The sequence below is a fragment of the Anaerofustis sp. genome (genome assembly GCF_019420015.1).
Taxonomy (GTDB): Bacteria; Bacillota; Clostridia; order Eubacteriales; family Anaerofustaceae; genus Anaerofustis.
On sequence record NZ_JAHZIA010000039.1, the window covers coordinates 1 to 14,228 of the forward strand.

The 14,228-nt window shown below is 29.2% G+C and carries 8 protein-coding genes; 4 read left to right on the plus strand and 4 right to left on the minus strand.

The window, feature by feature from the left end:
- Nucleotides 1–82: 82 nt before the first annotated feature.
- The 4 genes from QZ357_RS06380 to QZ357_RS06395 all read right to left on the minus strand — a co-directional run bounded on the left by QZ357_RS06380 (nt 83) and on the right by QZ357_RS06395 (nt 5,244).
- A complete protein-coding gene (locus QZ357_RS06380; RefSeq protein ID WP_290773370.1) occupies nt 83–1,573 on the minus strand; it encodes an NAD(P)H-hydrate dehydratase in 1,491 nt (496 codons plus the stop codon).
- A gap of 319 nt (nt 1,574–1,892) precedes the next feature.
- A complete protein-coding gene (gene lysS, locus QZ357_RS06385) occupies nt 1,893–3,800 on the minus strand; it encodes a lysine--tRNA ligase (RefSeq protein ID WP_290773373.1) in 1,908 nt (635 codons plus the stop codon).
- Between the two features lie 18 nt (nt 3,801–3,818).
- Nucleotides 3,819–4,292, minus strand: a complete 474-nt coding sequence (gene greA, locus QZ357_RS06390) for a transcription elongation factor GreA (protein WP_290773376.1) — start codon at nt 4,290–4,292, stop codon at nt 3,819–3,821.
- A gap of 76 nt (nt 4,293–4,368) precedes the next feature.
- Nucleotides 4,369–5,244 (minus strand): hypothetical protein, encoded by an 876-nt coding sequence (locus QZ357_RS06395; RefSeq protein ID WP_290773378.1) that lies wholly within the window; start codon nt 5,242–5,244, stop codon nt 4,369–4,371.
- Nucleotides 5,245–5,340: 96 nt separating this feature from the next.
- On the opposite strand from QZ357_RS06395, the gene murI reads away from it, so the two are divergent.
- The 4 genes from murI to QZ357_RS06415 are packed head-to-tail and all read left to right on the plus strand — an operon-like array spanning nt 5,341 to nt 14,204.
- On the plus strand, nt 5,341–6,150 hold the full coding sequence (gene murI, locus QZ357_RS06400; RefSeq protein WP_290773381.1) for a glutamate racemase: 810 nt from the start codon (nt 5,341–5,343) through the stop codon (nt 6,148–6,150).
- 18 nt (nt 6,151–6,168) lie between these two features.
- A complete protein-coding gene (locus QZ357_RS06405) occupies nt 6,169–9,510 on the plus strand; it encodes a PD-(D/E)XK nuclease family protein (RefSeq protein ID WP_290773383.1) in 3,342 nt (1,113 codons plus the stop codon).
- A complete protein-coding gene (addA, locus tag QZ357_RS06410; RefSeq protein ID WP_290773386.1) occupies nt 9,497–13,000 on the plus strand; it encodes a helicase-exonuclease AddAB subunit AddA in 3,504 nt (1,167 codons plus the stop codon). The genes QZ357_RS06405 and addA overlap by 14 nt, the downstream gene beginning before the upstream one ends.
- A 1-nt stretch (nt 13,001) precedes the next feature.
- Entirely contained in the window at nt 13,002–14,204 is a 1,203-nt protein-coding gene (locus QZ357_RS06415) for a nucleotidyltransferase (protein ID WP_290773388.1), read from the plus strand.
- Nucleotides 14,205–14,228 lie beyond the last annotated feature (24 nt).

Here is a 14,228-nt window from a genome sequence, read left to right on the forward strand (position 1 = left end):
GTTATATTATCAAATACTCCTTACTTTGTCAATCCCTTTTCTTTACTTTTTTTACTTTTTTTATTTATATTTTTTACACCATCTAATTATTGATTATTTCTGTTATTACATCAGCAATACTGTTTACAGTATCCCCGGCTATCATACTTATTGGATTTAACCTTTCCTGGGCGAGCTCACCGGCTCTTCCATTTATATATGCAGATACCGCTGCAGAAAGAATCATATCATCACTATACGCACATACTGCAGATATTATACCGGACAAAACATCTCCGCTCCCCGCCGTTGCCATCCCCGAGCAGCCTGTATCTGTTATATATGTTTGCTTACCATCGGTTACGATGGTTCCCGGTCCCTTAAGCAAAACTATTAAGTCTTTTTCTTTTGCATATTCCATTGCTCTTTTTGTCGGCGCTTCAAGAATATCCCCTACTTCACAGTGTAGCAAACGAGAAAATTCTTTTATATGAGGAGTCAATATAATTTTACATTTTGTTTCTTTGAATATATTATCATTCATTTTAGAAAGCATAGTCAATCCGTCTGCATCTATAATCAACTTGCCTTCATAATTTTCTAAAATATATTCAAGCAACTTATAAGTTTCATCACTGATACCTATACCCATTCCAAAAGCAATTACCTTAACACTTTTTATCAAAGCTTCTATCTCTTCTTTATCAAAAACAATTTCTCCGTCTTTATCCTTTAATGGATATAATGTACTTTCAAGAATATGAGAAGTTATGCAATTACAAAGACTATTCGGAAGTGCTACTTTTACAACACCGGCACCAGATCGCATCGCAGCATTTGCCATATAAGCTAATCTTATTGCTCCGCTGTACTTTTTACATCCTCCGATTAAAGCAATATAGCCATAAGTACCTTTATTTGAATAATTTTTTCTTTCTGCAAAAATATTTTTAATATCTTCTTTTTCAACAAGATAATAAGGCTCATCCAATATATTTATCCCAATATCACAATTTATCTTCTTTTTGATTACATCTTTTGCCATATTTAGAAAATGCCCACTTTTATAATCCCCTATTGAAACTGTTATATCAGATTCGACACACAAAGAGCCTATACCACTATCCCCGTTTAAACCACTGTTTATATCCACAGAAACAACATATAAACCGCTTTCGTTTATTTTTTGTATAATCGTACCGGCAAAACCTCTCACATCTCCTTTAAATCCTGTCCCCAATATACAATCAACAATCATATCAAACCCATCAAAGGAACTGTCATCATCACATAAAACTACAGGAATCCCGGCTTTAACACATTCATCAAAATAATATTTCCCATCACCAGAAAATTTTTCTTTTATTAAAAATATAGTACAAGAAATATTATTTTCATTTAAAAGTTTTGCTATAACATATCCGTCCCCGGCATTGTTACCGCTTCCGCATACAACAGCAATATGCCCTTTCCATTCTACACTTTCAAATACCCCTTTCCCGGCTTTATACATCAACGCTTTACTTGAAATATAATTTTCTATTGCATGAGCATCGCTTTTTCTCATATTTTCAACAGATACAACTTTTTTCATTTTTTAAGCTCCTTTTACAAAGTATATGTATTTTGTATTAATATAAACATACTTTTTTATATTATAACAGCGTTTCTAAATATATTTTATTTATTAATAAAATATTTACTTTTAAACTCTCAAACAATCTTTATTATTTTTATATAAGGATAATTTAACTTTTATAAAAAATACACTTCATATATTTCAGTACAAAATCTCAAAACATTTGATTTAAATATATATTATTATTTCATGAACAACTGATAATTTATGTACACAACAAAAAAAGCAACTTCAAAATGAAATTGCTTTCTATATAAATTTACATCTTATTTTTTTAGTACAACTTAGCCCCTGCCGGTATTCTGTCATCTACCATCAAAAGGTTAAGACCTTCTTTTCCGTCTTCTTCATGTATGGCAGATATAAGCATACCCTCAGAGTCTATACCCATCATTTTTCTTGGTGGAAGATTTACAATTGCAATAGCTGTTTTACCAATCAGTTCTTCAGGAGAATAATATTCTTTAATACCGCTTAAAATTGTACGTTTTTTGTCTGTTCCGTCATTAAGAGTGAATTTTAAAAGTTTTTTACTCTTTGGAACTTCTTCACAGCTTTCTATTTTTACAGCACGGAAATCAGATTTTGAGAATGTTTCAAAATCTATCATTTCTTCAAAAAGAGGTTCGATTTTTACATTTGAAAAATCAATCTTTTTGCCTTCTTCTTTTAATTCTACATTAGATTCACCAACTTTAGTATTTACACTGTCAATCGGCTTCATCGTCGGGAATAAGATTACATCCCTTATTGAACTTTGATTTGTAAGCAACATTACAAGCCTGTCCACCCCTACGCCAACACCGCCTGTAGGAGGAAGTCCCACTTCAAGAGCATTAATAAAGTCTGTATCATAAGGATGAGCTTCTTCATCGCCTGTTGCTTTCTTCTCCATTTGAGCAGCAAACCTTTCTCTTTGATCAAAGGGATCGTTAAGTTCACTGAACCCGTTAGCATATTCATGACCTGCAACAAACAATTCAAATCTTTGAGTATATCTTTCATCATCAAGACATTTTTTAGCAAGTGGAGAAATTTCAACCGGATGATGTGTTACAAATGTAGGTTGAATCAAGTTTGCTTCACAATGTTCTTCAAATAATTCCTCAATAATTTTACCTATACCCCAATCAAGCTCAGGTTCTACATTTAGTTTTCTAGCTTCTTCTCTTGCAATTTCAAGATCCGTTATTTTATCAAAATCAACACCTGTTGCTTCTGTTACAAGATCAACCATTTTCGCTTTTCTAAATGGTGCTTTAAGAGAAATTTCATGTTCTCCATATGTCACTTTGTCACTACCTACAGTATTTGTAGCAATATAATCAAACATCTTTTCAATCATTTCCATTACATCGTTAAAATCTGCATATGACTGATAAGATTCCATCGTTGTAAACTCAGGATTATGAGTAGCGTCCATACCTTCGTTTCTGAATATTCTTCCTATTTCATATACTCTGTTAAACCCACCGACAATCAGTCTTTTTAAAGGAAGCTCTGTTGCTATTCTCATATACATAGGAATATCCAAGGTATTATGATGAGTGATAAAAGGTCTTGCATTTGCACCCCCTGCAAGCGTACCTAAAACAGGAGTTTCAACCTCTACAAACCCTTCTCCATCCATAAAATCTCTCATACATTTTACGATTTTTGAACGCATTAAAAAGACGTCTTTTACTTCAGGGTTCATAATTAAGTCAACATATCTTTGCCTATATCTAAGCTCAGGATCTTTAAGCCCATGAAATTTTTCAGGTAATACTTGAATGGATTTACTTAACATTGTGATTTTTTCAACTCTAACAGAAATCTGACCTCTTTGTGTCTTGAAAACTTCACCTTCTACACCCAGTATATCACCTATATCATAAGATTTTATAAGGGCATATTCTTCCTCTCCCACTACATCCTTTTTTATGAAAAGCTGAATTCTACCGCTAGAGTCCATAAGATCGTAAAAACCTACTTTCCCTTGACCTCTCTTTGACATAAGACGTCCGGAAATACGTACTTTTTCACCTTCAAACTCCTCAAACTTTTCATTTATATCTTTACAAAAAGCACTGTATTCAAATCTGCTTTCTTTATAAGGATATTTGCCGCTTTCTGTAAGCTCTTTAAATTTGTCTATTCTTACTTTAACTACTTCCGGTACATTATCATAATAATCACTCATTGCTAAATCTCTCCATTCTTAATTTACTTCTAAAATTTTTAAATCAACTACCCCGTCCGGAACTTGTACTTTTGCGATTTCTCCAACTTTTTTACCAAGCAATGCACTTCCTATAGGTGACTCGTTTGAAATTTTATTATTATCCAAGTCGACTTCTTCACTACCTACAATAACATACTCTACCTCTTCGTCAAAATCGGTATCGTAAACTTTAACTTTACTTCCCAGTGAAACTACTCCTTTAGATTTCGTATTATCGTCGAATATTAACGCATTTTTTAATTTATACTCAATTTCTCTTATTTCACCTTCTATAAAACCTTGTTCTTGCTTTGCTTCATCATACTCGGCATTTTCACTTAAATCCCCGAATTCCCTTGCTGCCTTGATTTTCAAAGCAACTTCATGTCTTTTTTCGTCTTTTAAGTAATTTAATCTTTCTTCTAATTCTTTATACCCTTCTTTTGATAAGATTACTTCTTTACCGACCATTTAACTACCTCTTAATTATTTATTTTTCTTTTATTAATCAGTTTATTATAATAACTACATTTAATCATGTCAAGTCTTAACTCTCATTAAAAAAATGCAATTTAAAAGATTTCCTGTCTAAATATTCATCTAAATTTACATTTAGTATGTCTTTCCTGCTTTTTATTACATTATCCGAATACAAAAGACCTTCCAAAACAGACATATCAAAATAAGAATCATCCATATTTTCAAAAACATAATTATTCGGTTTTAATTTAACATTATTGATTATTTTATCGGCTTTAACATATTCGTTTTTTTTATATACAGACATATAATTCTCACAACATATATAGTTAAGCTTATCGCCGAGTCTATCCAAACTCAAATCGAAAACAAGCTCACATTTTGAAGCCGAGTTTATATTTCTGCTTACATATATACTGCTACCCATATCCTTTAAAATGTTGTCCGAAACCCTTTGCCCAAATGAATAATCAAAAGGGAAAAATATAACCAAAGGAAATATTTCACAAATCATTTTAATATGTTCATAAACCGTATTTTTATCTATTATAATTCCTATCTGAGATTTCTGTGGATTTTTAACCGTATTTTTTAATTTATTAAAATACGCAAGAAATCTAATATCTTCTCCTTTAAAAATAGGAAGATTAAACTCTTTGGCATTTTTAAAATCCGTATCATCATTAAAACAAAATGCTTCAATATTTTCTTTATCTATAATTCTATATATTATATCCATATTCTTATCACACAATTCATTTTGCGTATCAATAAAAATACTCTTGCCTACAATATTAAATGCAGCGTCCTTAATATTATAAGGTCCCTTAACCTTTCTTTGCTTATAAAAAAATTTATAAATTTTATCAAAGAATCTTTCCTTGCCGCTTAAATAAATATTATCATCATATTTATCAATATCGCGCACATAACAAAACTTCATAACTGTCTCCTTCAATTATCTTGTTTTAATGTTATGTGATTTATGATAAAATAATCACAATAAGAACTAAAAATTAACATAAAGAGGTCAAATTTTATGAATAAAAATTTACCGATAGGTATCTTGGACAGCGGTGTAGGCGGACTTACCGTATTAAAGCAAACGGAAAAACTTTTGCCGAAAGAGAACATCATATACATAGGCGATACAAAAAGAATGCCTTACGGCAACAAAAGTACCGATGAAATAATCTATTTTGCAAATAAAATGATTGCATTTTTGGAAAGTCAAAATGTAAAAGCAATTTTATTGGCATGCAATACCATATCTTCACATATCGAAAAACTAACTTCCAACGTTCCGCTTTTCAGTATTGTAGAAGCAGGAAGCGAATATGCTTTACAAAAATGCAAAGAAGACAACGACAAATTAATAGGGCTTATTGCAACAAAAGCAACCGTTGAAAGTGGTTCTTATAACAAAGAAATAAATAAGTCAAACACTGACATAAAAATAATTTCAAATGACTCAACAAGACTTCCAAAGGTCATAGACAGTCAAATCGAAAATAAACCGCTTTTAAACACACTAATAAAAGAATGTATAGAGCCTATATTAAATAAAAACAAAAATGTATCAAAACTGATTTTAGGATGTTCCCACTTTCCTATTATAGAAAACGAAATAAAAAATATATATAAAAATCTAACTCTTCTTGATCCGGCGGAACAAATGGTAAAAAACGTAAAAAATTACCTCAAGGAAAAAAACTTGTTAAAATATACAAAACAAAGTCATAAATCCCTATATACCACTGCCGATATATTGGAATTTGTTTCATATATAAAAAGACTTAAAATAAACATAGATAAATTAGAAAAAATAAAATTATTCGAAGATGATTAAACCAACTAGGATATTAAAATGATAAATATTATACTCAGTTACATAGAAGAAAAAGCTTTTTTCGAAGCAAGCCGAAGAATAAAAAAAACACTTCAAAATCAAGAAGCAAACAAAATATTTTTCTTAGTCCCTGAACAATTTACCGTAGAAGCAGAGAGAATGCTTACGGACAAATTGACCGCAAAGGGGTTTATTGATATTGAAGTTTTAAGCATAAAAAGACTAACGGGAAGAATACTTTCAAAATCAAGAAGCAAACTACCACCAATACTTGATGACAGCGGGAAAAGCATGGTAATTAAAGTTATATTAAATAAGTTAAAAAACGAACTTACATGTTTCAAATCCCTTACAAATAAAATATCTTTTAATGATAATATATGTGAACTGTTCGGAGAATTGAAAAAAAGCAATGTAACAAGTGAGGAATTAAACCCTGATAATTTTAAAAGAGAGATACAAGATGATTATTTCTTCAAAAAAACATCGGATATTCATAAAATTTATAAAACATATAACGAGTTTCTAGCCAATGAATTTCTCGACTTTGATGATTTAACCTTATTCGCCAGCCAAAATGTACATAATGCTGCTTTTTTAAAAAATTGTGAAATATATTATTTCGGGTTTGAAGGATTCGACAAAAACATTTACAGCTTAATAGAATCCTTTATTCAAATGAACATAAAACAAACCTTTCTTTTTACAACAAACACAAAAGAAAATAATATTAGCGAAGCTTATAAAATTATTGACGATACAATATATAAATTAAAAAAAACAGCAGAAAAAAACAACACAATATGCAACATCCAAAAAGAAACTGAAGACGAAAAAGAAAAAGACATTAAATTTCTGTCAGATAATCTTTTTTCGTATAGCACCGATGAATTTAAAGATGAAATAAAAAATATCGAGATTTTCAAAGCAAATACTATATACGAAGAAGTAGAAAGAACCGCCTTAAAAATTCTCGAACTTATAAAAAAGGAAGAAGTAAACTTTAAAGATATTCAAGTGCTCCCTTCAGATTACGACCTTTATAAAGATATAATATCAGAAGCATTTAATAAGTACAATATAAGTTATTTTCTTGATAACACGACAAACATTATAAATACCAATATCCTCAGAGGGATAATCAAAATACTGAATATAATAAGCGGTAATTTTAAAACACACGATATAATTTCTTTTTTAAAAACGGGACTGACGGATTTATCAAAAGAGGATATAGAAACCTTCGAAAACTATACAATAGAATTTGGCATAAGAGGTTCTATGTGGCTGAAAGATTTTAACAGAAACAACATAAACAATGAATACTCGTTGGATTATCTTAACAACAAAAAAGATGAATTTATGGGTCCAATAATACTACTCAAAAAAGAACTTAAAAACAAAACTCAAGCTAAAGAAATAACAAATATATTTTATAATTTTCTCGTAAATTACGGATTAAACGAAAAAATAATTAAAATGGTAGACCATTTTAAAAGAAATGATGATTATACAAACGCAAATAAATATGCACAAATATACAACAGTTTATTAACGACTTTTGAACAAATGCATGATTTTATAGGAGAAGAAGAGCTTTCAATAGAAGAATACACAAAAGTCCTTGAAAGCGGATTTAATGCAATAAAAATAGGCGTAATCCCATCAACAATAGACAGTGTAAATGTAGCAAGCTTGTCAAGAAGCAGAAGTACTGACATAAAATATTTATTTATACTCGGAGTAAACGACGGAATTTTGCCAAGCAATTTTTCATCTTCAAGCGGAATCTTCTCTAATAAGGAAAAATTGATGATAATAGATGAAGGAGTAAGCTTAAGAACAACAGACAGTTATAAAGTAAATGAAGAACGTTATTTCTTAACTTCCATAATACTTAAAACAGAAAAAAAGATATTCTTTTCGTACCCTATAACATCTCCACAAGGAGATGAACTGCGTCCAAGCTCAATAATAATGAGAATACAGGATATAATGCCAAATTTAAAAATAAAATATTTTAACGAGAATTCCTTCAATGACAACCTATCACTTATCTCAAACTACAACGCAACATTTAAACATCTGTTAAATTATAAATTAAACGGAGCTTTAAATAACAAAACGAAAGCACTTTGGGAAAAAGTTTATGATTTATATCAAAAAAATGATACGGGTAAATATCTTACGGATATTATGAATAGTGCATTATCCTTTAACAACAGAGCAATAATATCAAATAAAAATTTAATAGATGAAATATATAAAGAAAATTTGATAACCAGCATAAGCAGACTGGAAACATATGCAAAATGTCCTTTTAGTTATTTCGTTTCTTATGCCCTATCCCCTAAAGAAAAGAAGAAAAATGAAATAAACAAACCGGATATAGGAAACATACTACACGAAATTATCTCGGATTTTTCAAAAAAAATCATAGATAAAGAAATAGATCCAAACAAAGTAAGTGAAGAAGAAATTAATATAATATCAAAAGACATAACTGATAAAATAGCAGAAAAATATTCTTCGGGCAAATTAAGAAATCTTATAAACAGCGAATATTTTAAGAATAAACTTTTAAGAAACGCTTCTTACGCAACCTCAACAATTATAGCCGAATTAAAAAGAAGTAATTTTCATATAAGTGCAACAGAAAGCAAATTCAATGAAGAAGAAAATGAATCCATTAAAATTTTAACAAATAAAAACAATGTAATCACAATAAACGGAATCATTGACAGAATAGACACGTATGAAGATGAAAACGGAAAGTTTATAAAAGTCATCGACTATAAAACAGGAAATATAACTTTTGATTTCTTAAAAAATTACTACGGAATAAGTTTGCAGCTTCCTATATACTTAACTGCGGCAAGTATAGGAGAAAATAAAAGACCGGCAGGAGCTTTTTACTTTAAAATAACTCCGCCTATAGAAAATATAAAAGATTCCAATACATACAAAAAAATAAAAGAAACGGTAAATGAAAACAAACTTGACGGAGTTGTACTTGACGACACAAATATAATCGAAAAAATAGACAATAATAAACAGAAAAATTCAATAAAAATAACAAGAGACAAATCAAATTTAATGACCGGCGAAGATTTTTCCAATTTAATATTGCACACAAAAAAGACAGTAACCAACATTGCAAATGAAATAATGAACGGAAATATCGATATACATCCTTATAAAGACGACAGTAACTATACCCCTTGCGACTATTGCAAATATAAAAACATATGTAAATTTGATACCTGCTTCAAAGAAAATACTTACAACAAACCATTAAATATGTCAAATAAAGAAATAAAAGAAAAATTAAAGGAGGAAGCAAATAATGGAATGGACTGAAAGTCAACAAAATGCGATAACGACAAACGATAAAAACCTCCTTATAAGCGCGGGAGCAGGATGCGGAAAAACAGCAATTCTCACAAACCGTATAATAAGACTTATGCTTGAAGAAAAAAAAGACATAGACAAATTTCTTGTTGTAACTTTTACCAATGCGGCAGCAAGCGGAATGAAAGAAAAAATAAGAAAGCTTTTATATAATGAAATAAAAAAAAGCAACAGTGATAAAAAATTTCTTTTCGAGCAAATATCAAATTTAGAGAAGGCAAATATTTCCACTCTTCACTCATTTTGTATAAATATCATAAGAGAGTATTATCATCTTGTGGATACCGACCCTGCATTTAAAATAATAGACTCAACAAACGCAAATATATTAATGAACGAGGCCTTCGATAAGCTTTTTGAAGAAAGATATAAAAATAAAGATGAAAGCTTTATCAATACTTCCTTGTCATATTCATTCAATGCAGACGAAGAAGAATTTAAAAACATTTTAAAAGAAATATATTTCTTCATCTACAACAGACCAAATCCGTTTTTATGGCTGAAAAAAAACGTGGATATTTTCAAGGACAACTTTGATGATTTAAACAACAGTATTTATATGTCTATTATCAAAGAAAAAATATCCGGCTATCTCTCACTCTCTTTGGATTATTCAAATACAGCGAAAAAAAAAGCACTTGAATTCAAAGCAGATAAAACACTAATAGAATTATTAAACAACGATATTAATGAAATAAAAAATGCAAAAAATACCCTTTATAACAATCCGGAAAAATTTATAGAAATAAAAATTTCGGATATTTTTAAAAGATTTAAATCCAAAGACTTGGATAAAGAACAAAAAGATGAAATTCAAAAATACAGGAATGAAAGCAAAACAATATTAAAAAAGGCACTTAGTATCTTGAATTTTAATTTTCATGATATAAAAGAAACTTTGCATAACCTGTATCCACATATGAAAAACATAGAAAAATCAATAATAGAATTTGACCAATATTACTCAGAACTAAAAAAAGAAAAAGGTGTTTTGGAATTTAAAGATACGGAACACTTATGCTTAAAAATACTGGAAGACGAAGACGCAAGAAAAGAAATAATATCTAAATTTGATTATGTATTCGTAGACGAATACCAAGATACCAACCTCGTGCAGGAAGCAATAATTGAAAAAGTAATACAAGAAAATAACTTATTTACCGTAGGAGATGTAAAACAAAGTATTTACCGTTTCAGACAAGCAGAACCGGAAATATTTCTAGACAGAATAGAAAAATACAAAAAAAATAATGATATAAACAAAACCATTTATATGAACAGCAACTTCAGAACAAATAAAAATATTATACAGGGAATAAATAATCTGTTTGAAAAAATAATGTCAAAAAAAATAGGCAAGATAGATTATGACGATAATGAAAAATTAATTCCAGGAAGAAATGAAGATATACAAAGCAAGACGGAAATACATCTCATTGACAGTATCAAGGCAGAAGACGAAGCCTCTGTACTTAGTGACGAAGAAAAAGAAATAACTTATATTGCCCTTATGATTAATAGTTTAATCGGTAAAAAAATTTATGATCCGGAAATAAAAGACTACAGAAAAATAAAATTCAGCGACATCTGCATATTACACAGAAGCGCCAACACAAGAATAAAAAGCATAAAAGAAATATTTAACAAATATTCAATACCCGTTATGAGTGAAAAAGAAATTGAATATTTCAACACCCTTGAAATAGAAACCGTCAAAGATTTCCTAAGCATCATAAACAATTTTAAAGACGATATAACACTTTTATCGGTAATGAGAAGTTCAATATTCAACTTTTCAGCAGATGAACTTTTACAGATAAAAATAGCAACTAATAACCGTTATTACTATAAATGCGTAATCGAGTATATAAAAAAAGACAACGTAGATGAGTCACTTCAAAAAAAGCTGAACAATATGATAAATACAATAGAAAATTACAGCAAAAAGAGTCTTTATATGTCTGTAACGGAACTTATATCCAATATATATGAAGAAACAGCACTTATGGAATACATGAAAGTACTTCCTTTCGGAAACATAAGAGAAAATAATTTAAGAACACTCTTAATAAAAGCCCAAGAATACGAGAGTTTTTCAAATGAGGGTCTATATGGTTTTATTAATTTTATGGAATATGCCAAAATACAAAATGAAAGCGGATATGCATTCAACGAAAACAACGAGAACAGCGTAAATTTCATGTCCATACATAAAAGCAAAGGACTTGAATTTCCGATAATAATACTCATGGGATGCCACAAAATATTTAATAAATCCGACACGAAAAAACCAATCATGCTCAATAAAGATCTCGGCATATGCCCTACCCTTATAGATTTAGACAATAAATTCAAAGTAGATAGCATATTTAAAACAAGTGCAAAAATAGTTGAGAACAATGAAATGCTTAGTGAAGAAATGCGCCTTTTATATGTTGCACTCACAAGAGCAAAGGAAAAACTCATAATAACTGCAAACATCAAAGAAAACAGCAAATACTTAGATAATATCCCTAGCCAAATAAGCCCATATATGATTGAATTTTCCAACTCATATATAGAATGGATACTAAAAGGAGTACTTGCAAAAAAAGAGTTTACAAAAGATAAAAATATCGTATTTGAAGATGAGAATTATATTGTATACAAAAAAAGTATAAACTCATTTTTAAAACCCGACGAAAATACAAATAAAGAAAACGAAGAGCAAGAATACCTTATTGACGATGAAACAATATCCTATATAAAAGATGCATTAAACTTTACATATAAAAATATCATAAATACTAAAATCCCTAGAAAAGCAGGAGTCAGCAGTCTAAAAAATACAGACCTTTTAGAAGCTGGCAGCAATGTAATAAATTTAAGAGAAGAACCTAAGTTCAGACAACAGGAAAGTGAAATTTCTGCAGCCGAAAAAGGTAACATAGTTCATTTTATATTTGAAGTAATAGATATAGAAAAGTTAAAAAACGCAAACAATATAAAAGAAGAAATAAATGCACAATTGGCAGAAATGATCCAAAAAGAAATTCTGGCACAAAAAGAACTTGAAAGCATAAATATAAATTACATATATAATTTTTTTAAAAGCGATATAGGAATAAAATTACTAAAATCAAAAAAAATATACAGAGAGCTGCCTTTCAACTTGGCATTAAAAGCAAAAGACATTTCACCCGAGAAGTGGCAAGACAGTGAAGAAGAAATACTTGTACAGGGTATAATAGATTTAACATTCGAAACAAATGAAAATGAAATGATATTGGTCGATTATAAAACAAGCCATTATAATACAGAAGAAAAAAAGGCATTGCTTATAAAAGATTATAAAACCCAACTTGAATACTATAAAAAAGCAATATCAGAATTAATGAAAAAGAAAGTAACACACAGTTATATATACTTTTTAAGTAAAGATGAAATCATAGAGGTGTAAAATGAATATCGCAGGAATTATAAGCGAGTACAACCCCTTTCATAACGGACACAGATATCAAATCGAAAAAATTAAAAAAGAACTAAATGCAGACGGTGTTGTTTGTATAATGAGCGGTAACTTTACCCAAAGAGGCGAATTATCCATCATAGATAAATACAAAAAAGCACAAATAGCCGTTAGCAATGGAGCAAATCTGGTTATAGAATTACCTTTTGTTTATGCATCTTCCACTGCAGAAATATTCGCTTCAGCAGCGGTAAGAATTTTAAACAAGCTGGGAGTAATAAATTATTTATCTTTCGGTATGGAAGACAATACAAAACTTAATGAAATAAAAGAAATATGCAATATTCTTATAAATGAAAGCAACGATTATAAAAATAATTTAAAAAAATTTTTAGATATGGGTATATCTTATATTGAAGCAAGAGAGCTTTCTTTAAAAGAGTTATTAAATTCGGATATTTCTTTTATTAAATCACCCAACAATATTCTCGCAACGGAATATATCAAAGAACTTATAAAGATAAAATCCGATATAATACCATATCCCATAAAAAGAACCTCTTCATATAAAAGCACAAACAGTTTGGATAAATTTTTAAGTGCATACGGAATAAGAGAAAAAATGTTCAAAGAAGAAGATATATCGGATTTTGTACCAATAAACGCAATAAAAATATACAGCAAGCTTTCTTACAAAAACAAAAGAAAACTCGATGATTACTTTTTTGCTATAAAAACCATAATCATGGCAATGGAAAGTGACGATTTATACAAATTTATGGACATAGAAACAGGACTTAATAACAGAATCTATAATCATATTTTTCAAGATGATTCAATAAATGATTTTTTAAACAACGTATCAACAAAAAGATATACCAAAAACAGAATTAGAAGAATTCTTGTGCATATACTTAACGATTATCAAAAAAAAGAAGTAGATAAATTCAAAATATATACACCGAATTATATAAAAATATTGGGATTTGATAACATCGGCAGAAAAATCATCAAAGAAATAAAAAACAATTGCGATATAAAAATATTCAATAACTTTAACAAAGATATTTATAAACTAGAAGAAACTGATATAGAAATTATAAAGAAAAATATAAAAGCAGATAATATATATAATATAGACCATGATAAATTTAATTTGGACTTCTATAAAAATGCATTTTACAAGGACAAGTAGCATATAAATAAAATATGAAAAAAA

What these genes read in the sequence shown, in the direction of transcription:
- QZ357_RS06405 (WP_290773383.1), top strand. Translation starts at nt 6,169, where the DNA reads ATGATAAATATTATACTCAGTTACATAGAAGAAAAAGCTTTTTTCGAA.
- QZ357_RS06395 (WP_290773378.1), bottom strand. Translation starts at nt 5,244, where the DNA reads ATGAAGTTTTGTTATGTGCGCGATATTGATAAATATGATGATAATATT.
- lysS (WP_290773373.1), bottom strand. Translation starts at nt 3,800, where the DNA reads ATGAGTGATTATTATGATAATGTACCGGAAGTAGTTAAAGTAAGAATA.
- murI (WP_290773381.1), top strand. Translation starts at nt 5,341, where the DNA reads ATGAATAAAAATTTACCGATAGGTATCTTGGACAGCGGTGTAGGCGGA.
- QZ357_RS06380 (WP_290773370.1), bottom strand. Translation starts at nt 1,573, where the DNA reads ATGAAAAAAGTTGTATCTGTTGAAAATATGAGAAAAAGCGATGCTCAT.
- QZ357_RS06415 (WP_290773388.1), top strand. Translation starts at nt 13,002, where the DNA reads ATGAATATCGCAGGAATTATAAGCGAGTACAACCCCTTTCATAACGGA.
- addA (WP_290773386.1), top strand. Translation starts at nt 9,497, where the DNA reads ATGGAATGGACTGAAAGTCAACAAAATGCGATAACGACAAACGATAAA.
- greA (WP_290773376.1), bottom strand. Translation starts at nt 4,292, where the DNA reads ATGGTCGGTAAAGAAGTAATCTTATCAAAAGAAGGGTATAAAGAATTA.